This window comes from Mesorhizobium salmacidum (SeqCode) (genome assembly GCF_037179605.1).
GTDB lineage: Bacteria > Pseudomonadota > Alphaproteobacteria > Rhizobiales > Rhizobiaceae > Mesorhizobium > Mesorhizobium salmacidum.
Window position 1 is genome coordinate 77741 of sequence record NZ_JAPYKS010000008.1, and the last position, 23078, is coordinate 100818.

The window sequence follows — 23078 nt, forward strand, 5'->3', positions numbered from 1 at the left end:
CGCCCGCCAGCAGATAGGGTCCAATGATCTATTGCAATACACGGGGACCTGCTTCGTCAGTTCTCCTTGGGATAGACATCCTACTTGACCGAGCCCGCGGTCATGCCGGCGAGGAAGAACCTCTGGGCAACGAGGTAGATGAGCAAGAGCGGTAGCGAGCCGAGCACGCTCATCGCCATCATCTGGTTCCATTCGAAGGCGTGCTGTCCCATCAACAGCTGTATGCCGATCGGGACGGTGCGCATGGACGTGGACTTCGTCAGCGTCAGCGCAAAGAGAAATTCGTTCCAGCATAACAGGAAGGTGTAGACCGACGTCGCCACGATACCAGGCAGAGAAATCGGGACGATCACTCGCCAGAGCGCTGTCCAACTCGTGCCGCCGTCAACGGCGACGGCTTCATCGAGATCGCGTGGCAACGTGTTCAGGTACCCTGTCATCAGCAGGATCGCATAGGGCAACGTAAACACCAGGTAGGTCAGGATCAGCGCGACATAGGTGTCGAAGATACCGTACGAAACGACAAGCCCGAAGAAGGGGATCAAAAGTGTGATCGGCGGGATCGTCTGCGTGCTGATGATGAGCGTGTTCAGGCTGCCCTTGCCGCGGAAGTTGAAGCGGCTGAACCCGTAGGCCGCCAGCAAGGCGATCAGCACTGTCAGCACGGTCACCGCTCCCGCCACGAAGTAGCTGTTGAAGAAGAAGCGAAGCTTTACCGGGTCGCCAAGGATGGCTGCATACGCTTCCAGCGTGAAGGCCTTTGGCAGGATGGTTGGTGGCAGGGCAAAGATTTCGGTATTCGACTTGAACGAGCTGCTGAGCATCCAGTAGATCGGGAAGGCTGCGAAGAACAGCCCTGCCGCAAGAGCAATATGCAGCGCGACGGTGATCAGTTTGTCTTTGCCGGAGTTCTGTTTCCTCATGGCGTCCTACCTGGCCCGCTGATAGCGAATATAGAACAGCGTCAGGCCGAGAGAGATCAGCAGGATGACCACAGCGCTCGCCGACGCCTGGGACAGGTTGTAGCTCGAAAACGCCAGCTTGTAGGTGTAAGTGCTGAGGACCTCGGTCGCGTAGATCGGCCCGCCGCCCGTGGTTATCCAGATCAACGGGAAGACCTGCATGGTCCAGATGAAGTCGAGCAGCGAGATGCTGATGATGATCGGCATCAATTGCGGGATGGTGATAAAGATCAGCTTCTGGTAGGCCCTCGCCCCGTCGATATCGGCGGCCTCGTAGAAATCCTTGGGAATGCCTTGCAGACCTGCGAGCAGGCTGACCATGAAAAGCGGGTAGCCCGCCCAGATATTGGCGAAAGTCACGGCGTGCAGCGCGGTCTCGGGCGAGGAAAACCACTCGATCTTGGAACCGACGATGCCCATCTGCATGAGAATGCTGTTCACGACACCGTTCGGCTCAAGCAAGAGACGCCAGATCACGGCAATGATCACCGCGGTGAACAGCCAAGGCAGTATGTAGAGCACGCGCAGCACATTGCGCAGCGTCGGATTGATGCGGTCGCTGTTCAGCATGAGTGCGAAGACCATGCCGATGGTCATATGGAAAACGACACTCATGCATGTGAAATAGAGCGTATGCCACAGCGAAGCCCAGAACACGGGATCGTCAAAGATCGCCTGGTAGTGCTTTAGCCCGGCAAAGGATGGATCACGACGCAGTACCGCGCTGTTCTGAAAGGAATAGGCAATCACCGTCACCATCGGCAACAGCATCAGGAGCCCGACTATGAGCAGCGAGGGCGACAGATAGAGATAGGGCGCCACAGCTCGTTTGAGCTTGTGGTGGGAGCGCTTCTGCCGGGTCATGGTGGCAACCTCGCGACAAGAGAAAAGAGCTTCAAATACCATTCAGGTTCGTCATCTGCCGGTTGGCCCGCCTAATGGCAGGCCAACCGATAAGTGGGCCGCGAGAGCGGAGCACGGCGATCAGAATTTCGCCATCCAGCCCTTTTGCGCGGCAGCGGCCGCCTCTTCCGGCTTTTGCTCACCGGCCAGCATCTTTTGAGCCTGCACGTCGAACTGGGTCATCAAGTCTTCAGCCACCGGCAGGCCCGTGAACTCGTTGGCGAGATAGCCGGTCTTGAAGATCTCGAAAGCCTTGCCGAAAGCCTTGTCGGACGTCACAAAGTCAGGCTTGGCGTTGACGTTGCCCGGGAAGGCGTTTGCAAGCGAAACGAGCTTGGCGTTCACCTTTTCGCTCATCAAATACTGGACGAGTTTCCACGCCTCCTCCTGGTGTTTGGAGGCCGCGGAGATACCGATGCCCCAGGAGGCATAGGGAAGCCCGCGCTTTCCGGTATAGTTTTCCACGACCGGGACCGGGATGAGGTCGAAGTTCAGCTTGGGATTGCGCTTGCGGATAAGGTTCACATGCGCGAGCGAGTCGATCATCATCCCGACGCGGTCGTTGACGAATTCCTCGACCTTTTCCTGCTCGGTCTTGGTGGCGATGCCGGGCGAGATGGTGCCGGCGTCGTTGAGTGATTTGACGAAGGTGAGCATATCCACCACCGGTTTGCCCTCGAGGTCGGGCTTGCCGTTCGCCATCATCGATTGACCCGAAGCCCAGACCCACGACATCATGTCGTTCTGGACACCGGACGGCGTTTGCAGCGACAGGGGCAGCACCCAGCCATACTGGTTCTTGTCGGCGTGCGTCATCTTCTTGGCGGCTTCGAGAAATTCCGCGCGGGTCGACGGCAGCTTGGCCACGCCTGCCTGGGCGGCGAGGTCCAAATTCACGAATACCGGATAGACGAACGAAGCGACCGGGAACATCACCGCCTTGCCGTCCACCTTGATGATATCCGCGACCTGGCTCTTGTCGAAGCCGCTTGCGTCCATCATGGGGTTCATGTCGGCCAGCGCGTTCTGCGCGTTCAGATTGTTTACCCAGGCGCCGTCGAGGCCGACGACGTCGCTGAGCGTTCCGGTTGCCGCACCAACCGAGATCTGGTCTCGCGTGGTCGCGTAGGGGCCGCTGACCAGCGTCACCTTGATTCCGGGGTTCGCGGCCTCGAAGTCATCCATGATCGCCCTGAGCGAGCCAGCCGGCAATTCGGGCTCCCACCATTGGGTGAATTCCAGCGTCGTGTCCGCCATGGCGCCGGTTGCGCCAAGCAACCATGCGGCCGCGGCTATTTTCAGCATCGCGGGTTTTATACGGAACGTCATATTCTCCTCCTTCTCTGGGGATCGACCGCACAATGCCGCCGATCGTCTGGTTATTCAGAAGTCTTCTTACGCAGACGCCTGCCCTCGCCTGCGGGCGTTGCCACGGATCTTCAGATCGCCAGATGCGTCTCGGGATCGAAGAAATGCAGCTTGACGTCATCCATGGCCAACTGGATTTCCGAGCCGGAGCGGACTGCGCTGACCGGTTCGAATTTCGCCACCGCGTTCGACGCCCGGCCGAAATCCTCCACCGCGTCCGGGTCGCCGGAGTCCACCCTGACCGCATCGATGTTCAGATGGACGATGTGCTCGGATCCGAGCTCTTCGATCGAGGTCACCTTTGCCGGTATCGTCTGATACTTGCGTCCGGATTCGAGGCTGCTGTCATAGAGATGCTCCGGTCGGATCCCGAACACGACCTTGCGTCCTGCATACGATCTCAAGCCCGGCCTGCGGATGAAGGCCTCATCCTGCAGCCGGACGGCGAAGGTGCCGGAAATCAGGTCGTCGCCCGTCAGGGTCGCCTCGAAAAGGTTCATCGAAGGAGAACCGATGAAGCCGGCAACGAAGGCGTTCACCGGCGATTCATAGAGTCTCTTGGGGGTGTCGACCTGCTGCAGCACGCCGCCCTTCAACACCGCGACCCTGTCCCCCATCGTCATCGCTTCGGTTTGGTCGTGGGTCACGTATATGGTCGTGACGCCGAGCTGCTTTTGCAGGCTGGTGATTTCAGCGCGCATCTGAACACGCAGTTTCGCGTCCAGATTGGAAAGAGGTTCGTCCATGAGAAAGGCGGCCGGCTCTCGCACCATGGCGCGACCCATGGCAACCCGTTGACGCTGTCCGCCTGAAAGGTTCGCGGGTTTGCTGTCCAGCAGCGACGTCAATTGAAGGGTTTTGGCGATCTCGTCCACGCGCTTCTTGCGCTCGGCCTTCGGCTTGCCTGCCAGCCGCATCGAAAAGCCGATGTTCTCGAACACGGTCATATGCGGGTAGAGCGCGTAGCTCTGGAAGACCATCGCGATGTCGCGGTCCTTGGGCGGCATGTCGACGACGTCGATCCCGCCGATCCGAAGGCTGCCGCTGGTGATGTCCTCCAATCCCGCGATCATCCGCAACGCGGTGGATTTGCCGCAGCCGGATGGCCCGACGAGAATCAAAAACTCACCGTCCTCGACCGATAGGTTCAAGTGGTCGATCGCGTTGAAATTGTTCCCGTAGGTTTTGCAGATATTCTCAAGAATGACTTCTGCCATCTTCCTCCCTCCACAAGTCTAATCCACCGCTTTCTATAATTCTCCTCGACTTATGTTCACCTGCGAAATACTGCGATAGTTCAGGCTCCAGTATCGAGCTGCGCATATTTCAGTTCGACTGCCGACGGCGCATTCGTCGATGCCAGGAATTCCATGACCTGGCCGTCGGTCGGAAGCGCCTCGCGCCCGCCTCGCCCCGTTATCGAAAGGGCCGCCGCCGCGGCCGCGAATGCGACCCGGCGCGCGGTGTCGGCCCCGCGCTCCAATGCAAGGGCATAGGCGCCATGAAAGCAGTCACCGGCGCCGGTCGAATCGATGACGGCGACCCGATGCGGAGGCAGGTGCCAGAGCCCTGTCTCGTCGCGTCCGCGATAATAGACGCCCCTGCCGCCATCCGTCAGAACCACGGCGGATCGCGACGGCAACCACAAGGCATCGAGAATCTCGGCGGGCGATCGGCACCCCGTGGCAGCCCGCGCAAAGCCGAGGGGAAGAATAAGATGGTCGCACAGCGCGATCAATCTCTCGGTGGCTGGGCCGCTGCTCCATTCGATATCGCCGAGGATCGCAAGGCCGAGATCGCGAGCCCGAACCACGACATCCAGCGACCGGATCGCGTAACTATCGACGATCAGGACTGTCGCGCGGCTGAGGACCTCGTCCGGAAAGTCCGGCGCGGTGCCCAGCATCGCTTCGTCGTCATAGGCGATGAACCGCTCCCCATCCGAGCCGACGGTGATCCGCGAGCGCACCGGGCGTGCGTGCGGGTGGCGCGGCGCGAATGCAGTTTCAACGCCGCTCGCAACGAGATCGCACAGCACGGCGTCGTCCGCGGCACTGCCCAGCCATCCGATGAACCCGACGGTTCCGCCGAGCCGCGCGACGGCGGCAAGGGCCGTCGCGACGTTTCCACCGAAAGCTCGGGCGCTTTGCAGAACCTTCCCCTTGCCCGCCGACAACGGCTGATCGACATAAACGATGTCGTCGATCGCAATAGCTCCGAAGCCGAGGATTGAAGGGACGGTGGGCATCGTTCAGGCACCTGCCTTCGCCAGGGCGTCTTGCGCCGAAAGGCCGTCATGAATGACGCCCCGAAAGGCAATCGCTGCCTTCTCCGGATCGCCATGCCCCCAGAGATTGCGACCCACCACGGCACCGCGCGCGCCGGCACGGATGGCGTCCGCCGTCTGCAGAAGGGCGCCGAGCAGTGTATCGGTCTTCGGGCCACCCGCGATCACAACCGGCACCGGGCAGGTCCGAACGGTCTCTCGGAACGACTCGAAATCCCCCGTGTAGCCGATCTTGATCACGTCGACGCCGGACTCGTAGCCGATGCGCGCCGCATAGGCGATCTCGTCGGGGGTGAAGACGATTTTTGCGCCGTCGGTGAAATCGCGAGGGTAGATATGCGCGACTACCGGCATGCCGTAGCGGGCCGCCGCATTCACCGAATCGGTCAGCCAGCGTATGTATTTGCCCTCGGTCGCGCCGCGTACCGGAATGGCCACGGCCAACGCATCGGCGCCAGCGCGCACCGCATCCTCGGGCGTTGCAATCAGCTCACTGATGCGATCGTCCGGGGTGAAGCAGCCGGCCTGGATCACCAGGGAAGCCTTGCCCGCGTATTGCGGCCACAGGTGGCGCGCGGTGCCAGGCTGGATGCTGACGTAGTCGGGTTTGCCCACCATGACGCGAGCAAGCGCGCCCGGCAGATCGGCAAGACCTCCTTTGCGCACGTCGCCATAGCCGACAAAGTGGTCGACCGCGCCGCCAAAAAGGTTTCCCGATGGATGCGAGAAGAGGCGCGCAAGGCGCACTTTGGTTCCTAGGCTCATGAGTGCAAAATGTCCCAATCGGTTGGTTTCAAAATCCTGAAACAGTGTTTGCGAAAGAAACGATAAATGCAATCTTTCGAAAGCTTTCGAATTTGCGTATTTTTGGTAAGGTGAGCCGAGGCCAGGGCGATTGCTCGGTGCATGGAGGCGAGGACAGGGCAATGTTGTCAGAGCAGAGACGCCAATCGATCCTGAGCGAGGTGCAACGCAGCGGACAGGTTCGCACAAAAGACTTGTCCGACGATTTTGGCGTGTCGGAAGTCACGGTGCGTTCCGACCTCGAGATACTGGACCACAAGGGACTACTGACCAAGACCCGTGGAGGGGCCGTGACCCGGACCACGGATTCGACCACAGCCGCGTTCGCCAGGCGGATGCAAACGAACCTCGATGCGAAGAAACGCATCGCCCGGGCAGCGGTAGAGCTGTTCGAGGACAACCAATCGGTCATCTTCGACGGCGGCTCGACATTGATGCAGGTTGCCATGCAGTTACCGCCGCTCAACAACGTCGTGGTCGCGGCCACGGCGATGAATATCGTGCAGCATCTGATGCATCGGCCCGGGCTCGACGTCCACATGATCGGTGGCCGGGTCTATCCAGACACGGTGAGCACGCTGATTACCGATGCCGACACGGCTCTTGGCGGCTTGGTGGCGCATCAGGTCTTTGTTGGCGCGCATGCGATCGACTCGTCACTGGATGTGGTCGACGTGAACGAAGACATGGCGCGAACGAAGCGAAACCTGGTGCGCATGGCCCGGCGCGTTGTCCTCCTTGCGGATTCGAGCAAATGGGGCGTCAGCGGGACCTCCAAGGCATTTTCGCTGTCGAGCGTCCATGTGGTGATCACCGACGATGCCCTGCCCGGTCCAATACGCGGCCAGCTGGATAAAATCGGGGCCAAGGTGATCTATGCCTGAACCCGTTGCGGTCTCCTGGCCGCAACCCAAAGACCCGTTGACCCACGGATTCGCATCGGCCGCCAGCCGTTTTTTCCTGTCTGTCATTTTCTTCTCCCAAGGCTGGCAGCCTCCCGATGTCGCCAGCCATTTCCGCATGTTCTATAAAAATTTTACGCGCGTCAATATTTAAAATGTTGTATAACGATTTTGAAAGCGATCCGGCACCATTGCGACGGATCGGGTAGCGGGACCGTATTGGGAGGGTAAGACAGAAAATGCAGGCAAAATCACAGGCCAGACTCGGCATAGGCGTCATCGGATGCGGCAACATCTCGATGACTTACCTGCGCAACGCCGCGCTTTTCGGCGGCATCGAATTGCGCGCCTGCGCCGATATTTCGGCCGAGATGGCGGCGTTACGGGCCAAGGAATACGGCATTCGGGCACTCGCCGTCGATGCGCTGCTGGCCGACCCCGAGATCGACCTCGTCCTCAACCTCACCATTCCGGCGGCGCATTTCGACATTTCGTTCTCCGCCCTTTCGGCGGGAAAGCATGTCTTCACCGAAAAGCCGCTGGCAATCTCGGCCTGCGACGGGCGCCGGCTGGTGACCGAGGCGGCCAAGCGTGGCCTGCTGCTCGGCTCGGCTCCCGATACCTTCCTTGGTGCGGCCGGACGCAAAGCGCGCCGCCTGATGGACGAAGGCGCCATCGGCCGCCCGGTCACCGGCACCGCCTTCATGATGGGACGCGGCATGGAACACTGGCATCCCAACCCGCAGTTCTACTATCAGCCTGGCGGCGGCCCCGTATTCGACATGGGACCCTACTATCTCACCATGTTGGTCAATCTGCTCGGGCCGGTCGCCCGCGTCATGGCGATGGCGACCAAGGGCCAGGAGGAACGGCTGATATCGGCCGAAGGGCGGTTCAAGAATACCAAATTCAAGGTCGGCACGCCGACCAATGTGCTGTCGCTGCTCGAATTTCGCTCCGGCGCGACCGTCACCTTCGGCGCATCATGGGACGTCTTCAGGCATTCCAACCATCCGATCGAACTGCACGGCACCGAGGGCTCACTGCGCCTGCCCGACCCGGACACGTTCGGCGGCACCGTGTCGCTGTCCGAACGCGGCGCTGAGTGGAAGGATTTCGCCAGCGAAGGCGAACTCTATGGTGACCGCAACTGGCCTTACGCGGCGCCCGACCGCGCCAATTACCGCATGCTCGGCGTCGCCGATCTGGTACGCTCGCTGCGGACCGGCGCCACACCCCGCGCTTCCGGCAATCTGGCCCTGCATGTGCTCGAGATCATGGAAGCGATCCTGCATTCGGGCGAGACGAAAAGCTCGGTTGCGATCACAGGTGACGTCGTCCAACCGGCCCTGCTCAGCGAAGACGAGGCACGCGGCCTGCTCGCCTGACCCGCAGCGGAGATGACGATGACACTCGATCCGGATGCATTGCGTGCCCTCGAAAGCGGACGTGCCGCCGGCGGCGAACCGTTCGAGAATGGCAGCGTGGCGGCAGCACGGGCCGCCTATATCGCTTCGTTCCCAACCCAGCAGGGCGAGCACGAGCCGGTCGCGGCAACCGGACAGCAGCAGATCGACGGGCCGAACGGCCCGGTCGCGATCCGCATCCATCGCGGTATCGGCGCGCCGCGGACCGGGGCGCGCGCCGTGCTTTACCTGCACGGCGGCGGCTGGGTCATCGGCAATCTCGATTCGCATGACGAAATCTGCCGCTGGCTGGCCAATCTCGGCAACGCCGTGGTCGTCTGCCCCGACTACAGGCTGGCGCCGGAGCACAAGTTTCCCGCCGGGCTGGAGGATTGCGCGGCGGCGCTCCGCTTCATGGCCGGAACGCTGGCGAACTCGGCATCGACCCGGCCCGCATTACGGTTGCCGGCGACAGCGCCGGCGGCAACCTTGCCGCCGTTCTGGCGTTGCTTGCCCGCGACGGGCTGGCGCCACCGCTTGCCGCCCAGATCCTGATCTATCCCAACACCGATGCCCGCCAGACGGCGGACAGCTACCGGCGTTTCGGCGACGGCTTCGGGCTCACCGCCGCCACCATGGCCTGGTTCCGCGACCATTATGTGCGAACGCCGGACGACATCGCGGATTGGCGCGTATCGCCGCTGCTGGCCTCCAGCGTTGCCGGCGCACCGCCGGCCTTCGTCGTGATCGCCGGCCACGACATCCTTGCCGACGAAGGCACGGCCTTTGCCGAGCGCCTGCGCACCGACGGAGTGCCGCTGGTGCTGCGACACTGGCCGGGTCAGATCCATGGCTTCGTCTCGATGGGTCGGTATATACTGGCCGCGCGGCAAGCGGTGAGCGAGGCAGACGGGTGTTCAGGCCGACTGACGCATCACCAGGGTCGCGCCAAGCTTGACGTTGCGCGCCAGATCCTGGCCGGGCGGGTCAGCCTCGTCCAGAAGCGCCAGCAGGATCTCGACGCTGCGGCCAGCCATGGCGGCGAAGTCCTGCGCCATGGTGGTCAGCGCGGGACAGGTGTAGCGGCTCAGCGGATGATCGTCGTGAGCGGCGACACGGAAATCACAATCGGCGCGGCGGCCGATCTTCAGCCCGCGCGAAAAGGCAGCCGACATCACGCCGAAGGCGAGACGGTCATTGGCGCAGAGCAGCGTGCGGGCCGGCAGGCCGCCTTTCTCGAGCGTCCTGTCCATCCATTCGTGACCGATGCGCTCGAAGTCCCAGCTATAGTCGCCCGCCGCCTTGAGAACGGTGGGCTCCAGGCCGGCGGCGTGCATCGTGTCGATATAGCTCTGCAGCCGTTCGCTCGAATTGTGGTTGACGTGCGGGATGTCGACATAGACCGGCGGTTCGCCGGACCGGCAGAGATAATCCACGATCGTCGAGGTGCTCTGGTGGTTGTCATTGCCGACGAACGGCGTGTCGCCTTCGATATAGGTGTCGAAATAGACGATCGGGATGTCCTCGCTCATCCGCTCGAAGACGCCGGGCTCGGAGACCAATCCCAAGGGCGCGACGATGGCGCCGGCGACCTTCAGCGACATCAGCGTCCTGACCGATTCGGCCTCCAGCTTCGGCGAACCGTGCGAGGAGATGACGATCGGCCAAAACCCTTCGTCGCGGCAGCGCAGTTCGATGCGGCTGACCATCTCCGCGTAGAACGGATCTGTGATCGCCGGCACGACGATGCCGACATTGCGGGTACGCTTGCGATTGAGATTGCGGGCAAAAACATTCGGCTGGTAGTCGGACGAACGAAGCGCCGCCTCGATGCGCGCCCGTGTCGCCGGCTTCACGCTGGCCGGATCGTCAAAGTACTTCGACAGGGTCGGCCGGGACACGCCGGACGCCCTGGCGAAATCATCCATTGTCCGGTGCGTCTTTTCCGCCATCGATATTTCAGGCTCCTTGCCCTCAATGCCAGCCTTCGCGCACCGGCCAGAATCAGTCTTGCGACCATTGCGCTGAGGCAGCATTGCTTGACCGAACTTATTCAGTCAAATTTCCATGTTTCCACTACAACGCAAAAGCATTGCGCACGTCAAATTATTTATTGACGCTTTAAAAATGGCAACTTAGGTTTTGAACCCGCACGGACATGCGGATAGCGCACAGCAACGGACGCCGTCGGTCCGGCAGATGGTGAGGACATGAAGAAACTGGTTTGCGCCGGCGAGATCCTGGTCGAGATCATGGCCGAGCGGATCGGCCAGAGTTTTCGCGCTCCCGGCCCGCTGGTCGGTCCGTTTCCGTCAGGCGCTCCCGCCATCTTTATCGATCAGGCGGCTCGGCTCGGCCAGCCGGCCGGACTGATCGCGGCGGTGGGCGACGACGATTTCGGCCATTTGAACATCGAGCGCCTGCGCGCCGACGGCGCCGACATCTCCGCCATCACCGTCCATCAGGGTGCTGCGACCGGAACCGCCTTCATCACCTATGAGACCGATGGCAGCCGGCACTTCGTCTACAACATCAAGCAGAGCGCCGCCGGGCTGATCGAGATGGGCGCGGAAGCGCGCGCGCTGCTGGCCGGCGCCGACCATTTTCACGTCATGGGCACATCGCTGTTCTCGCCCGAAGTGATCGAGGTTGCCCGCAACGGGATCGAAGCCGTCAAGAGGCGCGGCGGCACGGTCTCCTTCGACCCCAACATCCGCAAGGAGATGCTCGATCTGCCGGGCATGCGCGACGCCTTGCATTTCGTGCTGTCGAAGACCGATGTGTTCCTGCCGAGCGGGCCGGAACTCTTCACCTTCGCCGAGGCAACCGACGAGGAGGGCGCGGCGCGCGAAATGCTGGACCGCGGCATCTCCACCGTGGTCGTCAAGAAGGGCGCGCAGGGCGCCGTTCACTACGACCGGTCAGGGCGTATCGCTTCACCCGGATTCGTTGTCGACGAAATCGACCCGACCGGCGCCGGAGACTGTTTTGCGGCAGCCTTCGTCTCCTTCTGGCTGCGTGGAGAGGGACCCAAGAGAGCGCTCGAGATCGCCAATGGCTGCGGCGCACTGGCGGTGACGAAGAAGGGACCGATGGAAGGCATCGCCTCGCTGGCCGAGGTCGAGGCATTCATCGCGACCAGCAGGACCGGAGCACCGGCATGAGCCAGGCGACCGACAGGCTGGCCGCCATAGTGTCGCGCCATGCGGCCGGCGAACGCTGTGGCATCGCCTCGATCTGCTCGGCCCATCCGCTGGTCATCGAAGCGGCGCTGCGCCACGGCAAGGCGCGCAACGCCGACGTCCTGATCGAGGCCACCTGCAACCAGGTCAACCACGAAGGCGGCTATACCGGCATGACACCAGGCGATTTCCGCCGCTTCGTCGAGGCCATCGCCGGCAAGGCCGGCTTTCCCCTGGACAGGCTGGTGCTCGGCGGCGATCATCTCGGCCCCAATCCCTGGAAGCACCTGCCGGCACTTGTGGCCATGGAGAAGGCATCGCACATGGTGGATGCCTATGCCGAGGCCGGCTTCACCAAGATCCACCTCGACGCCAGCATGGGCTGCGCCGGCGAAGGCGCGGCACCGCCCGACGCCACGATCGCCGCGCGCGCCGCCGAACTGGCCGAGGTGGCGGAGGCCGCAATTGAACGAACAGGCGGCGCCAGGCCTGTCTATGTCATCGGCACTGAAGTGCCGGTGCCGGGCGGCGCCCTGGAAGCGATGGACCATCTGGCGGTGACGACACCGGAGGCGGCCCGCGAGACGGTGCGCATCCACCGCGATGCCTTCAGCCAGCGCGGCCTCGACCAGGCCTTCTCGCGGGCGATCGGCGTCGTCGTGCAGCCGGGCGTCGAATTCGGCAATGCCGAGGTGATCGCCTACCGGCCGGAACGCGCCCGGGCGCTCGCCGGCACGCTGCGAGACCTGCCGCAATTCGTCTTCGAGGCCCACTCGACCGACTACCAGCCGGTCGCCGCGCTGAGCGCTTTGGTCGATGACGGTTTTGCCATCCTCAAGGTCGGGCCATGGCTGACCTTCGCGCTGCGCGAAGCGCTCTACGGTTTGAGCCACATCGCTGACATTCTTGCTCCCGACCCGGCTCGGGAAAACCTGCCGGCGGCGATGGAGCGCGTCATGCTGGCAGCGCCCGACAACTGGAAGAATTACCATCACGGCTCCGAGGCCGAGCAGCGGATCGAGCGACATTTCTCCTACAGCGACCGTATCCGCTACTACTGGCCCGCGCAGGCGGCGCGGCAGGCCGTGAACGCGCTGATGCAGGCGCTGGGCGAGCGCGACATCCCCTCACCCCTGATCAGCCAGTATCTCGGCCGTCTCGACGGCGCGGTGGCGAGCGGCTCCGTCGCGCCAAAGGCCAGGGAACTCCTCATCGCAGTCGTGACGGATGTTCTCGACATCTATGCCAGCGCAACAGGCTGATCCCGACAGTTATGTCCGTCGCATCAGAACCAGGGCACCCGTGGCGCGGCGCCAGCTTTTCCGGCGTGGTGTAGTGGGCCCAGTCGGGCGCGAAACGGTGATCGATCAGGCCATGCTGGCGCACTGAAAACCGTCGAGCGCAATCTGCTGGGACGGTAGTCCACCGGGAAGGCGCCGGCAGCGCCTCCCCGGCCGCAACATTATTCGCCGCGCATCGTCGCCTGGAAGGTCGGCAGGTGTTTCTTCTGCGCTTCCAGCATGCGTTCGCGGTAGACACCGTAGATGACGTCGGTATCGTGCAACGTCACGCCGGCGATCGTCGGCGAGGCGAAGACCGGCAGTTCGATGCCGCGCTTGGCGAGTTGCTCGGCCGTGCGCGCGATCAACTCATGCGCCAGGATCATGGCGAGCACCGTCGATGAGCCCGACACCGGACGGCTCCAACCTTCGACCGGTACGATGGCGTCCTCGATCGGCGAGCAGGTGTCGATGACGAGATCCGCCGCGTCGGCCAGCCGCTTGCCGGAGGAATGCGTCGCCGGCTTGTCGAGATTGTTCTTGCTGGTCACCGCGACGACGAAGATGCCGCGCTTCCTGGCATAGAGAGCGGTGTCGATGCCGGACGAATTGCGGCCGCTGTGGCCAAAGATGATTATCGAATCGCCCTTGTTGAGCGGCTGGTGGTCGAGGAATTTCTCGGCATACTTTTCAGTTCGCTCCAGCCACAGAAGCTCGCGCACCCCGCCGGCGCCGAGCACGTTGTGCCACATAACGCGCGGGTCGGTCAGCGGATTGAAGCCGACATAGCTGCCGTAACGCGGGAACACTTCCTGCACAGGCAGCACCGAATGGCCCGAACCGTAGAGATGGACCAGCCCGCCGCCTTCCAACGAGTCGGCAAAGCGGCTGGCGGCCTGGCCGAAGGCCTCTTCATTGGTTTTCGCTGCCTTGTCGATGAGAGCGGCGAGACGGTGGATGTAGAGATCGGACACGTGGGTACTCCTGTTTAAAGATCTGCTTGGGAGGGTGGATCAGCTTCGCGGATTGGACGGGACGCGCCCGGCGCGCAGCGTCGAGCGGATTTCGTAGCGGTCGCCGCGCATGATGGAGACGGTGAATTCGAACGGGCCGCGCTCGTCGGTGGTGATGCGCTCGACGATGAAGGCGGGGCTGCCGGCGGGCAGGTCGAGCAGTTCGGCATCCGCCGCCCCAACCGCGCCGACGCGGTAATTTTCCCGCGCGGCCGCCGGCACAATGCCGTAGTGACGCTCCAGCGCCTCGTAGAGCGAACCCTGCAGCAGGCCGGCGTCGAGGAAGCCCGGCACGCGCGCGGCCGAAAGCTGCGCCGTCTGGATGCCGATCGGCTCGCTGTTGCCCAACCTGAGACGCCGGATGCGCACCACCGGATCGCCCTCCTCGATCTCCAGCGCGCCGGCGGCAGCCGCATTGGCTGATGTCAGGCCGCAGTCAAGCAGGCGCGAGCCGGCGACCACACCCATATTGCCCATTTCCTGAGTGAAGCTGGTCAGCTCGCGCGTGCCGGCCACCAGCGTGGTGGAGCGCACGAAGGTGCCGCGGCCATGCTCGCGCCTGAGCAGTCCGCCTTCCTCCAGATTGCGCAGGGCGTGGCGCAAAGTGATGCGGCTGACACCGAACAGGGCACACAGCCGGTCTTCGGCCGGGATCTGGTCGCCGGTCGCCCATTCGCCGCTCTTGACGATGGCGCGGATCGCCTCCTCGACCTGATACCAGAGCGGCTCCGGCCGTCTGCGGTCCGGCTGCTGAAAACTCGCTTGGCTCATCGCACCTGTCTCCACTCTTTCCCCGCGCGACCAGCCAATGCCGCGCCGATAAGGCCGGCGCCCGGGCCGAACCGGCCGGACCGAACCTCTATGCCACGCAGATGCGACGGCAACTGGCGCCGCAGTGCGGCAAGCAGCGGTGGTCGGATCACGTCCAGCGCCTCGGCCAGTCCTCCCGAAATCAGAACCGCCTGCGGATCGAGCAGCGCCACAGCGCCGGCAAGCGCGGTGCCGAGCCGCCGCGCCGGCACTTCCAGCAAGGTCTGCGCGGCGAGTTCCCCGCCTTGGGCGGCGGCGATCAGCTGGCGGCCATCGGCGAGGCCAATCTGGGCGGCAAGCGCATCGAGTGCCCGGCCCGAGGCGACGCGCTCCAGCCAGCCACTGCGCTCCTCGCCATGATCCTTGATGTCGGCGCAGGCCCAGCCGAACGAACACGCGCCGCCATGCGCGCCGGCAACGATGCGGCCGTTGGCCAGCACCGCCGAGCCGATGCCGGTGCCGATGGCGAGCAGGATCGCATCCGACATGCCCTTGGCCGCGCCCTCGACGACTTCCGCCAGCAGCGCGATCTGCGCGTCGTTGCCGAGCGCCACGAGCAGGTCTGGAAACAAGGCCTGGATGTCGACACCGTCGAGAAACGGCAGGTTCGGGATCCAGCGGCAGACGGCACCTTCGACGAGCCCGGGCACCGCGATGCCGAACGCCTCGATCGCCCCAGCCTCGGCCCGCAGGGCCTGGACGCGGGCGACGAACGCATCAAGACTGGCCGGCGCCGGCTCGCGGCTCGGCATGTCCAGCGCACCGATGTCGCCAGTGAAGACGGCGGCGCGCAGATTGGTGCCGCCGAGATCGATGGCCAGAACCCGCGTCATCGGCCAGGCCCTTTGCCGAACGGCGGCGCGAACAGGCCGCTGCCGGCATTCCACGAATGCGACGCCGCCGCGAAGCCTTGTGCGTAACGCGTACCGCGCAGGCAGCCGCGCAGCCGGTAGAGCGCGCTATAGTAATCGACATAGGGAAAGCTGCTGAGGCCCCGCGCCAGCTCGTATTCCTCGACCGCCTCGCTCCAGGCCTCGAAGCCGTCGCTGACATCGACGAGATGCTCGGGCCGAAAACCGTCATCGTCCTCCCAGTTCTCGCCGAACAGGAGCAGTTGGGGCGTGTGCGCCGCGTGGTCGCTGGCGACGGTCGGCAGGGCGGCGTAGAAGATGCCGGTCTGCGTCAGATGCGCGGCGGCGCGATGGTCCTTGTGCCAGCTGCCGTGCCAATGGGTAATGACGATCTCTGGTTTGAGTTCGCGAATGATGTCGCATACTTCGAGCGCCGTCTCGTCGTCCGACGGCAGGAAGGCGTCGCGCAGGCCAAGGCTGCGTACCTTAACACCGAGCCGCTCCGCCGCCCTGCCCGCTTCCTCTTCCTTCTGCACGCAATAATGTGCGGGGATGAGACAGGGATGCCCCTGCTCGCCCATGGTCAGGTGCAGGAAGGTCACCGTGGCACCGCGCTTGACGGCGGCGGCGGCCAGCGGCCCGGCGATCACCTCGGCATCGAAGGCGTGCGCGCCGACAACCAGGATGGAGCTTGCGGCGTAAATCCTGTCCTCGATCATTTCATGCCTCCCCCGGCACCGACGCCTTCGCGAATCTGGCGGGCAAGCAGACAATACATGATCAGGATGGGCGCCATGGAGATCGCCAGCGAGGCGAACACCAGGCCCCAGTCGGTGCGGAACTGGCCGACGAAGACGCTGATCGCCAGCGGCACAGTCTTGTAGCGGTCGTCGAAAATGAAGATCAGCGGGAAGAAGAAGTCGTTCCACACGGCGATCGCCGTGAAGATGGCGACGATCGAGACCGCCGGCTTCACCATCGGCAGGAGGATCTGGAACAGGATGCGGACCTCGCCGGCGCCGTCCATGCGCGCCGCCTCATCGAGTTCGGAGGGCAGCACGCGCATGAAGTTGGCGAAGATGAAGACGGCGAAGGGAATGCGGATCGCCGAATAGACGAGGATCAGGCCCGTCAGGGAGTCCAACAGGCCGAGGTTGCGCATCAAGGTGAACAGCTCGACAGAGGCCAATCTGATCGGCAGCATGATGCCCGACAGGAACAGGCCGAGCATGATGGCGTTCCAGCCGAGCTTGTAGCGGCTGAGCGGATAGGCAGCCATCGCCGAGACGACGATGGTGAGAATGACCGCGCCGGCGGTGACGATCAGGCTGTTGATGAAATTGTGGCCGAGATCGGCGCGCGTCCACGCCCGGACGAAATTGTCGAAAGCCCAGCTTTGCGGCAGGCCGAGCCGGTTGTCGTAGATTTCAGCCGTGGTCTTGAAGCAGGAGACGACGAGAATGTAGAGCGGCAGCAGAACCGCCGCCGTCCAAATAGCCAGCACGGTCCAGCCCGGCAGCCGCGCCAGTCTTGGCGGAAACGTCCTGTACGGGATCGCCGGCGCGCTCATAGCTGCACCGTGCGGCGATCGAAGAAGCGCAGCATCAGCAGCGTGCCGATGCTGAGGATCAGGAACAGCACGGTGCCCAAGGCCAGCGCCAGACCGATATCGGTGATACCGACAGCGCCCTCGGCGCCGAAGGCCAGCCGATAGAAATAGGTCACCAGCGTGTCGGTCGAATAGCTCGGATTGCCCTGCACGCCTTGCATCACATAGACGATGTCGAACTGGTTGAAGGTGTTGATGAACGACAGCGTCGTCAGCGTGCCGAGCGCCGGCATCAAAAGCGGCAGCGCGACGGAAAACAGCATGCGCGCATTGCCGGCGCCGTCGAGCTTCGCCGCCTCGAAGATCTGGCCGGAAATCTGCCGCAGGCCCGCCGTGTAGATCAGCACCGGCAGGCCCATCCAGTTCCAGGCGTCGACGGCGATCAGCATTCCAAGCGCGGTGTGGCTGTTGCCGAGCACGGTGAGGCTGCCCTGATGGAGGCCGAGCCCGTTCAGCGCCCATTCGACGACGCCGCCCGGCGCCAGAAGCAGGCGCCACAGCGCCCCGACGATGACGGGGCTCAGAACCGCCGGAAAGAAAAACACCGACTGGAAGAAGGCCGCTCCCCTGTCGCGCAGGAACAGCAGCCAGGCGAATAAAAGGCCGATGCCATTCTGGAAGAGCATGATGCCGAAGAACCAGGCGGTGTTGTGCCACAGCGCGCCATAGAGCCGCGCACCGCTGGGAAAGACAAACAGGCGCGAAAAATTCGACAGGCCGGCGAATTCGACCATGCGCAGGCCCTTCCAGATGAAGAAGCTGCCCCACAGCGACATCGCCAGCGGATAGAGGACGAAGAGCGTGTAGACGGCCAGCGCCGGCAGGATGAAAAGCACGGCCATGCGCTGCTGCGTGCGTTTCAGGCTGCTTGGGCGGTGAAAATTGGTCATGCGTTGTTCTGTCCGGCGAGAGGCCGGCCGCGATGCGACCGGCCTGGCTCCTCACTGCTTCGGCTTGAACCAGGTGGCGACGGCGGCCTGCATATCGGCGGCCAGCTTCTCCGGCGCGATGTTGCCCTCGACCATGTCGATGATCTCCGACTGCAACACAGAGGACGCCGTCGGCGATTGCCAGCGGAAGCCGACCAGCGTCAGATAGGGGGTCGAGTTCTTCGACATTTCCATCATCTGCGCCAGCACCGGATCCTTCACGGTGACGTCGGTGCGGGCCGGCGGCCAGCCGAGCTCATCGGCGAACATCTGCGCGAATTCGGCCGAAGCCATGAAGCCCAGCACCTTGGTCGCGGCCTCCTTGTTTTGACTCTCGGAGACGAGACCATAGGAGCCGTCCGAGAAGGCCGACGTGTAGAGCTTTGCCCCGGCATCGTCGGCTGGGAACGGGAAGATCGAGAATTTCAGCTTCGGGTTCTGCGCCTTGAAGCTGCCGTTCTCAAAGGACCCACCGAGGAACATCGCCGCCTTGCCGCCGATGAACTGCTGCGTGGCCGTGGTGTAGTCGATGCCGGCGAAGCCGTTCGGGAAATAGGGCTTCAGCTCGGCGAAGCGCTTCAGCGCCGCGACATAGCGCGGATCGTCGAAGGTCGCCTTGCCGGTCATCATCTCGTCGTAAAAACCAGGGCCGTAGACGGTCGGGCCAATGACGCCGACGCCGATCTCCAGCTCCCAAGCGGAGCCATTGGCGCCGCCGGTTGCGATCGGGGTAATGCCGGCCGCCTTCAGCTTGCCGCAGGCGGCGACGAAATCCTTGTAGGTCTTGGGGATCTCGATGCCTTGCGCGGCAAAGATATCCTGATTGTAGAACACGCCCATCATCGGCACCGAATAAGGCACGCCGTAGAGCTTGCCGTCGGCGCGGCCGCGCGCGCCGCCAAGGGCGGCATCCGGCATGTTCTTCAATTCCGTCACGCTGTCGTCGAGCGCGTCGAGATAGCCGGCATCGACGAAGGGCTGCAACTCGCCATAGGCCTTCAGCTGGGCGATATCGGGCCCGCGACCACCGCGCAGCGCGGTGCTCAGCCGGTTCTGGTAATCGGCGTCCGGCGTGAACTGAATGTCGACCTTGATGCCGGGGTTCTTGGCCTCGAAGGCATCGAAAATGCGACGCATCGCGGCCTCGTCCTCGGTGCGCCAACTCCACAGGGTCACCGTGCTGTCGGCCCACGCCGGCGGGGTGATGAAGGTACCCGCGCAAGCGGCGGCAAGGCCGCCGATCAGCCCAAGCGCGGCGCGCCGGTGAATTGAAAGCATGCTCATTGCCAGTTCTCCCGTTTTTCCCTGTCCTTGGCGTCTCGCGGCGCTTCGATGCCGCAAGAGAGTCATTCGCTCGGCCCATGTCATTATAACGACATAGCATTGGTAGCAAGAGGTGTCATTTTCCCTTCAGGGCAGAACCGTCGAGTTCCCGATCCAGAAAATCTTCTCAACTTGCTGTTTTTAAAAGGTAAAATTTAATATCAAAGAGCACAAGAAGACCCCGCGTCGATTCTGAAAGCGGCTTTTTCGTAAACAGGGCCTTGCGCCCCTGCTTCATGTTGTCATAACGTCATCGTGATCGCTATGCTCAAATGGAGGATGAGGATGTCGTTTGCCTGGACGTCGAAACTGGCGCTGGCCGCGGGCCTTGCCATCCTGCCGGCCAGCGGCTGGGCACAATCGGTCAACATCTCCTACCTGACGCACTGGTCGCCCGAGACGGTGGCGCTGCTGGACGCGGCGGCCAAGGACTATGCCAAGACCAATCCGGATGTCAGCGTCACCGTGCGCGCCGTTCCGTTTGGCGATCTCCTGACCACGCTTCGCTCCCAAGGCGGTAGCGCGGACGGCCCGACGATCGGCGGTATCTACGATCTCTGGCTGCCGGAACTCGCCCGCGACAAGCTCGTCGCGCCCGCCCCTGACGCGGTGGCGAGCGAAGTCAGGGGCGCCTGGCCGGCGGGCGTCGTCAGTGCCGCTTCGGTCGACGGCAAGCTCTACGGAATTCCCAATGAAATCGACGTCTATGCGCTGAACTACAACAAGGCGCTGTTCAAGCAGGCAGGCATCGCCACTCCACCAAAGACCTGGGACGAGTTCAGGGATGCGGCGAAAAAGCTGACCAACAAGGATGCCGGCCAGCAGGGGTTCGGAATGATCAATTCCTGGGCGGGCGGCGTCGTCCATCCCTTCGCCTCGCTGCTGGTTTCCAATGGCGGCGAGCTGGTCAAGGACGGCAAGCCGGTGCTGGACAGCAAGCAGTCCGGCGAGACGTTCCAGCTCTATGAAGACCTCGTCAAGTCTGGCGCCAGCGTGCCGGGCATGGCGACGGCCGACGCCAACACGACAGGTCCGTTCCTCGACAATTTCGTCTCCGGCAAGACCGGCATGATCATCATGGCCAACTGGTGGGAGAGCGCGCTGAAGACCGGCATGGGCGACAAGTTCACCGACATCGCCACGGCACCTATCCCGGTCGGCCCGAGCGGCGATAAGCCACATTCGATCTCCTATTCCTGGATGACCGTGGTCAACGCCAATGCGGGCCAGGCCGAGCAGAAGGCAGCATGGGAATTCCTCGCCTGGCTCAACAATCCGAAATCCGGCAAGAGCGGCGCTTCGGCGATGTCCGATATCTTGATGTCGATGGGCATCCTGCCGTCGCGCACCTCCGACATCGAAGCGCACAAGGACAAGCTCGGCTCGGAATTCCTGTCCGGCTATGTCAGCGTGCTCGCCGATGCAAAACCCTTCCCGGTGGTGCCGGGCGGACAGGAATTCTCGGAATCCCTCCAGCAGACGATCGAGGCGTTGCAGTATGGCCAGGTCTCGGCCAAGGATGCGCAGGCGACGGCGCAGGCCGATGCCACTTCGATCCTGGAACGCGCCGCCAAGTAGTAATCAGAGCCAAGTAATGATCAGACCATAATGATCCAGAGGTATCGTGCCTCAGCGGGCATCATGCTTACGCCCGCCGTGACGCTGATCGGCATCTTCATCCTGTTGCCGATGCTGCTCACCGTCTGGCTGTCCTTCCAGGACTGGTCGACGCAGACGCCATTTTCCAGCGCGAGCTTCATCGGCCTCGACAATTTCCGCGAGATCTTCGGGCCGACCTCGGTCGGACGCGACTTCAAGGGCGCGCTGACCAACACCGCGATCTATACCGCTCTGTCCGTCGTCCTGATCCTGCCGCTCTCTGTGACCTTCGGCCTGATGGTCTACCAGCACGATGTCGCCGGCGGCACGGCGCTGCGGACCGTGCTGTTCTCCACCTATATGGTGCCGATGATCGCGGTGGCGCTGGTCTGGTCGAAGCTCTATTCGCCGAGCGAAGGACCGCTCAACCAGATGCTTGGCCTGGTCGGTGTCGGACCGCAACCCTTCTTGTCGTCGCCGCGTTCGGCGCTGATCTCGATCGTCTTCCTCAACGTCTGGCAGCAGGTCGGTTATTTCACCGTGCTGGCGATCGCCGGCCTGACGCAGATCCCAGGCAGCCTCTATGAGGCGGCGAAGCTCGACGGCGCCAACCGCTTCGAACAATTCCGCTTCATCACCTTGCCGCTGATGCGGCGCACGCTTCTGTTCAGCGCCGTCATCGCCATCATCAACGCCGTGCAGGTGTTCGAGCCTGTGGCCCTGATCACGCAGGGCGGGCCAGTCGGCTCGACCAATGTCTTGACCTATCACATCCGCCGCGTCGGCATTGAACGCGCGCAGGGCGGGCTGGGCTCGGCCATGGCTGTCATGCTGATGCTGTCGCTGATCGTCGTCGTCTGCGCACTCTTCGCACTCGCCAACCGGAAGGATCAGGAATGAGCGCGGGATCGTCGAGCTGGTTTGCGCGCAGACGCCCCTCCGGCCGCAAGGCGCTGCTGGCGACACTGATGCTGCTCGTCGCCGTCGCATCCGCCTTCCCGCTGGTGTGGATGGTGCTGTCCAGCCTGAAAACCCCGGCCGAGAGCATGCAGGTGCCGCCGGTCTGGATCCCGCATAAGCCGAGCCTCGATGCCTATGAAAAGGTTTCCGGCGTGGTCAATGTCGGCCGCTCGATGTGGAACTCCCTGGTCATCGCCTCGACCACCACGGCGGGCATCCTGGTCACCAGCATGATGGCCGGCTACGCATTCGCCAAATACCACTTCCCCGGCCGCTCGCTTTTGTTTTCGGTGCTGATCGCCACAATGTTCCTGCCGCCGATCGTGACCCTGATCCCGCTCTACCGCCTCGTCGGATCGATCGGCCTCAATGCCAGCCTCGCCGGCATCATCGTGCCCAACCTCGCCAATGCCTTCGGCATCTTCCTGATGCGCCAGTTCGTTGCAGGCGTGCCCGACGATCTGATCGACGCCGCGCGCATGGACGGCGCCTCGGAGCTGCTGATCCTGTTCAAGATCGTGGCGCCGAGCGTGGCGCCGGCCATCGCGGCACTGGCACTCTTCGCCTTCGTCTATCACTGGAACAGCTATCTGTGGCCGCTGACCGTGCTGCAGGGCAATGCCGACGCCTATCCGATCGTCATCAGCCTGAGCCGGCTGTTGAGCTACAACCGGGGTGCTGTCAACACCGGACTGGTGATGGCCGGCGCGACACTGGCCGTGCTGCCGCCGCTCATCCTGTTCGTCTTCCTGCAGCGCTTCTTCGTCGATTCCATCGTCGGCTCGGCGATCAAGGGTTAGCTAAAGCATGATCCCGAAGCCGGATATCGTTTTTCGGAAGAACAGGCTCTAATGAGGCGCGCCGACATAGTTTTCCGCCCACGCGATGAT

General features: G+C 63.2%; 21 protein-coding genes and 1 pseudogene. 8 read left to right on the forward strand and 14 right to left on the reverse strand.

Features of this window, described 5'->3' with window-relative positions; translation table 11 throughout:
• Window positions 1–80: 80 nt before the first annotated feature.
• The 6 genes from O7A60_RS12865 to O7A60_RS12890 form a co-directional block, all read right to left on the reverse strand.
• Window positions 81–923 carry a carbohydrate ABC transporter permease gene (locus tag O7A60_RS12865; protein WP_337106618.1) on the reverse strand — a complete coding sequence of 281 codons (843 nt, stop codon included), beginning with the start codon at window positions 921–923 and terminating at the stop codon, window positions 81–83.
• Window positions 924–929: 6 nt separating this feature from the next.
• A complete protein-coding gene (locus O7A60_RS12870; RefSeq protein ID WP_337106619.1) occupies window positions 930–1826 on the reverse strand; it encodes a carbohydrate ABC transporter permease in 897 nt (298 codons plus the stop codon).
• 120 nt (window positions 1827–1946) lie between these two features.
• The gene (locus O7A60_RS12875; RefSeq protein WP_337106620.1) at window positions 1947–3194 is read right to left on the reverse strand and encodes an ABC transporter substrate-binding protein; all 1248 of its coding nucleotides are present in this window, start codon (window positions 3192–3194) and stop codon (window positions 1947–1949) included.
• Between the two features lie 110 nt (window positions 3195–3304).
• Window positions 3305–4450: an ABC transporter ATP-binding protein gene (locus O7A60_RS12880; protein WP_337106621.1), complete on the reverse strand. Its 1146-nt coding sequence runs from the start codon at window positions 4448–4450 to the stop codon at window positions 3305–3307.
• An 80-nt stretch (window positions 4451–4530) separates the two neighbouring features.
• On the reverse strand, window positions 4531–5481 hold the full coding sequence (locus O7A60_RS12885; RefSeq protein WP_337106622.1) for a PfkB family carbohydrate kinase: 951 nt from the start codon (window positions 5479–5481) through the stop codon (window positions 4531–4533).
• A 3-nt stretch (window positions 5482–5484) separates the two neighbouring features.
• Entirely contained in the window at window positions 5485–6285 is an 801-nt protein-coding gene (locus O7A60_RS12890) for a class I fructose-bisphosphate aldolase (protein ID WP_337106623.1), read from the reverse strand.
• 161 nt (window positions 6286–6446) lie between these two features.
• Between O7A60_RS12890 and O7A60_RS12895 the strand changes: the two genes are divergently transcribed.
• The 3 genes and pseudogenes from O7A60_RS12895 to O7A60_RS12905 all read left to right on the forward strand — a co-directional run.
• Complete coding sequence (locus O7A60_RS12895; protein ID WP_027145059.1) at window positions 6447–7208, forward strand: DeoR/GlpR family DNA-binding transcription regulator; 762 nt, start codon at window positions 6447–6449, stop codon at window positions 7206–7208.
• A gap of 257 nt (window positions 7209–7465) precedes the next feature.
• Window positions 7466–8614 (forward strand): Gfo/Idh/MocA family protein, encoded by a 1149-nt coding sequence (locus tag O7A60_RS12900; protein ID WP_337106624.1) that lies wholly within the window; start codon window positions 7466–7468, stop codon window positions 8612–8614.
• 18 nt (window positions 8615–8632) lie between these two features.
• Window positions 8633–9540: pseudogene (locus O7A60_RS12905) on the forward strand (alpha/beta hydrolase); the annotation flags it as partial.
• A 9-nt stretch (window positions 9541–9549) separates the two neighbouring features.
• Here the strand turns inward: O7A60_RS12905 and O7A60_RS12910 are convergent.
• Window positions 9550–10584 (reverse strand): LacI family DNA-binding transcriptional regulator, encoded by a 1035-nt coding sequence (locus O7A60_RS12910; RefSeq protein WP_337106625.1) that lies wholly within the window; start codon window positions 10582–10584, stop codon window positions 9550–9552.
• A gap of 258 nt (window positions 10585–10842) precedes the next feature.
• Between O7A60_RS12910 and O7A60_RS12915 the strand changes: the two genes are divergently transcribed.
• Both O7A60_RS12915 and O7A60_RS12920 read left to right on the forward strand, forming a co-directional pair.
• The gene (locus O7A60_RS12915) at window positions 10843–11796 is read left to right on the forward strand and encodes a tagatose kinase (protein ID WP_337106626.1); all 954 of its coding nucleotides are present in this window, start codon (window positions 10843–10845) and stop codon (window positions 11794–11796) included.
• Entirely contained in the window at window positions 11793–13076 is a 1284-nt protein-coding gene (locus O7A60_RS12920) for a D-tagatose-bisphosphate aldolase, class II, non-catalytic subunit (RefSeq protein WP_337106627.1), read from the forward strand. The genes O7A60_RS12915 and O7A60_RS12920 overlap by 4 nt, the downstream gene beginning before the upstream one ends.
• Window positions 13077–13276: 200 nt before the next feature.
• Here O7A60_RS12920 and O7A60_RS12925 read toward each other — a convergent pair whose 3' ends face one another.
• The 7 genes from O7A60_RS12925 to O7A60_RS12955 are packed head-to-tail and all read right to left on the reverse strand — an operon-like array spanning window position 13277 to window position 19590.
• On the reverse strand, window positions 13277–14068 hold the full coding sequence (locus O7A60_RS12925; protein WP_140714781.1) for a sugar isomerase domain-containing protein: 792 nt from the start codon (window positions 14066–14068) through the stop codon (window positions 13277–13279).
• Window positions 14069–14107: 39 nt separating this feature from the next.
• The gene (locus tag O7A60_RS12930; RefSeq protein ID WP_140505665.1) at window positions 14108–14878 is read right to left on the reverse strand and encodes a GntR family transcriptional regulator; all 771 of its coding nucleotides are present in this window, start codon (window positions 14876–14878) and stop codon (window positions 14108–14110) included.
• Window positions 14875–15750 (reverse strand): ROK family protein, encoded by an 876-nt coding sequence (locus O7A60_RS12935; RefSeq protein WP_337106630.1) that lies wholly within the window; start codon window positions 15748–15750, stop codon window positions 14875–14877. The genes O7A60_RS12930 and O7A60_RS12935 overlap by 4 nt, the downstream gene beginning before the upstream one ends.
• Window positions 15747–16487, reverse strand: coding sequence for a PIG-L deacetylase family protein (locus O7A60_RS12940; RefSeq protein WP_027145069.1), 741 nt, complete (start codon window positions 16485–16487; stop codon window positions 15747–15749). Before O7A60_RS12940 ends, O7A60_RS12935 begins: the two co-directional genes overlap by 4 nt.
• Window positions 16484–17338 (reverse strand): carbohydrate ABC transporter permease, encoded by an 855-nt coding sequence (locus tag O7A60_RS12945; RefSeq protein ID WP_337106632.1) that lies wholly within the window; start codon window positions 17336–17338, stop codon window positions 16484–16486. The genes O7A60_RS12940 and O7A60_RS12945 overlap by 4 nt, the downstream gene beginning before the upstream one ends.
• Window positions 17335–18267: a carbohydrate ABC transporter permease gene (locus O7A60_RS12950; RefSeq protein ID WP_337106634.1), complete on the reverse strand. Its 933-nt coding sequence runs from the start codon at window positions 18265–18267 to the stop codon at window positions 17335–17337. The genes O7A60_RS12945 and O7A60_RS12950 overlap by 4 nt, the downstream gene beginning before the upstream one ends.
• 51 nt (window positions 18268–18318) lie before the next feature.
• Window positions 18319–19590, reverse strand: a complete 1272-nt coding sequence (locus O7A60_RS12955) for an extracellular solute-binding protein (RefSeq protein WP_337106636.1) — start codon at window positions 19588–19590, stop codon at window positions 18319–18321.
• A 324-nt stretch (window positions 19591–19914) separates the two neighbouring features.
• Between O7A60_RS12955 and O7A60_RS12960 the strand changes: the two genes are divergently transcribed.
• From O7A60_RS12960 to O7A60_RS12970, 3 genes are read left to right on the forward strand one after another with little or no spacing between them, the layout of a single operon-like run.
• Window positions 19915–21207 carry an ABC transporter substrate-binding protein gene (locus O7A60_RS12960; protein ID WP_337106637.1) on the forward strand — a complete coding sequence of 431 codons (1293 nt, stop codon included), beginning with the start codon at window positions 19915–19917 and terminating at the stop codon, window positions 21205–21207.
• Window positions 21208–21237: 30 nt separating this feature from the next.
• Window positions 21238–22128, forward strand: coding sequence for a carbohydrate ABC transporter permease (locus O7A60_RS12965; protein WP_337106639.1), 891 nt, complete (start codon window positions 21238–21240; stop codon window positions 22126–22128).
• Window positions 22125–22988, forward strand: coding sequence for a carbohydrate ABC transporter permease (locus O7A60_RS12970; RefSeq protein WP_337106640.1), 864 nt, complete (start codon window positions 22125–22127; stop codon window positions 22986–22988). Before O7A60_RS12965 ends, O7A60_RS12970 begins: the two co-directional genes overlap by 4 nt.
• Window positions 22989–23078: the final 90 nt, after the last annotated feature.

What these genes read in the sequence shown, in the direction of transcription:
- O7A60_RS12915 (WP_337106626.1), top strand. Translation starts at nt 10,843, where the DNA reads ATGAAGAAACTGGTTTGCGCCGGCGAGATCCTGGTCGAGATCATGGCC.
- O7A60_RS12900 (WP_337106624.1), top strand. Translation starts at nt 7,466, where the DNA reads ATGCAGGCAAAATCACAGGCCAGACTCGGCATAGGCGTCATCGGATGC.
- O7A60_RS12955 (WP_337106636.1), bottom strand. Translation starts at nt 19,590, where the DNA reads ATGAGCATGCTTTCAATTCACCGGCGCGCCGCGCTTGGGCTGATCGGC.
- O7A60_RS12885 (WP_337106622.1), bottom strand. Translation starts at nt 5,481, where the DNA reads ATGCCCACCGTCCCTTCAATCCTCGGCTTCGGAGCTATTGCGATCGAC.
- O7A60_RS12920 (WP_337106627.1), top strand. Translation starts at nt 11,793, where the DNA reads ATGAGCCAGGCGACCGACAGGCTGGCCGCCATAGTGTCGCGCCATGCG.
- O7A60_RS12880 (WP_337106621.1), bottom strand. Translation starts at nt 4,450, where the DNA reads ATGGCAGAAGTCATTCTTGAGAATATCTGCAAAACCTACGGGAACAAT.
- O7A60_RS12950 (WP_337106634.1), bottom strand. Translation starts at nt 18,267, where the DNA reads ATGACCAATTTTCACCGCCCAAGCAGCCTGAAACGCACGCAGCAGCGC.
- O7A60_RS12890 (WP_337106623.1), bottom strand. Translation starts at nt 6,285, where the DNA reads ATGAGCCTAGGAACCAAAGTGCGCCTTGCGCGCCTCTTCTCGCATCCA.
- O7A60_RS12970 (WP_337106640.1), top strand. Translation starts at nt 22,125, where the DNA reads ATGAGCGCGGGATCGTCGAGCTGGTTTGCGCGCAGACGCCCCTCCGGC.
- O7A60_RS12935 (WP_337106630.1), bottom strand. Translation starts at nt 15,750, where the DNA reads ATGACGCGGGTTCTGGCCATCGATCTCGGCGGCACCAATCTGCGCGCC.
- O7A60_RS12865 (WP_337106618.1), bottom strand. Translation starts at nt 923, where the DNA reads ATGAGGAAACAGAACTCCGGCAAAGACAAACTGATCACCGTCGCGCTG.
- O7A60_RS12930 (WP_140505665.1), bottom strand. Translation starts at nt 14,878, where the DNA reads ATGAGCCAAGCGAGTTTTCAGCAGCCGGACCGCAGACGGCCGGAGCCG.
- O7A60_RS12960 (WP_337106637.1), top strand. Translation starts at nt 19,915, where the DNA reads ATGTCGTTTGCCTGGACGTCGAAACTGGCGCTGGCCGCGGGCCTTGCC.
- O7A60_RS12945 (WP_337106632.1), bottom strand. Translation starts at nt 17,338, where the DNA reads ATGAGCGCGCCGGCGATCCCGTACAGGACGTTTCCGCCAAGACTGGCG.
- O7A60_RS12875 (WP_337106620.1), bottom strand. Translation starts at nt 3,194, where the DNA reads ATGACGTTCCGTATAAAACCCGCGATGCTGAAAATAGCCGCGGCCGCA.
- O7A60_RS12895 (WP_027145059.1), top strand. Translation starts at nt 6,447, where the DNA reads ATGTTGTCAGAGCAGAGACGCCAATCGATCCTGAGCGAGGTGCAACGC.
- O7A60_RS12870 (WP_337106619.1), bottom strand. Translation starts at nt 1,826, where the DNA reads ATGACCCGGCAGAAGCGCTCCCACCACAAGCTCAAACGAGCTGTGGCG.
- O7A60_RS12910 (WP_337106625.1), bottom strand. Translation starts at nt 10,584, where the DNA reads ATGGCGGAAAAGACGCACCGGACAATGGATGATTTCGCCAGGGCGTCC.
- O7A60_RS12965 (WP_337106639.1), top strand. Translation starts at nt 21,238, where the DNA reads ATGATCCAGAGGTATCGTGCCTCAGCGGGCATCATGCTTACGCCCGCC.
- O7A60_RS12940 (WP_027145069.1), bottom strand. Translation starts at nt 16,487, where the DNA reads ATGATCGAGGACAGGATTTACGCCGCAAGCTCCATCCTGGTTGTCGGC.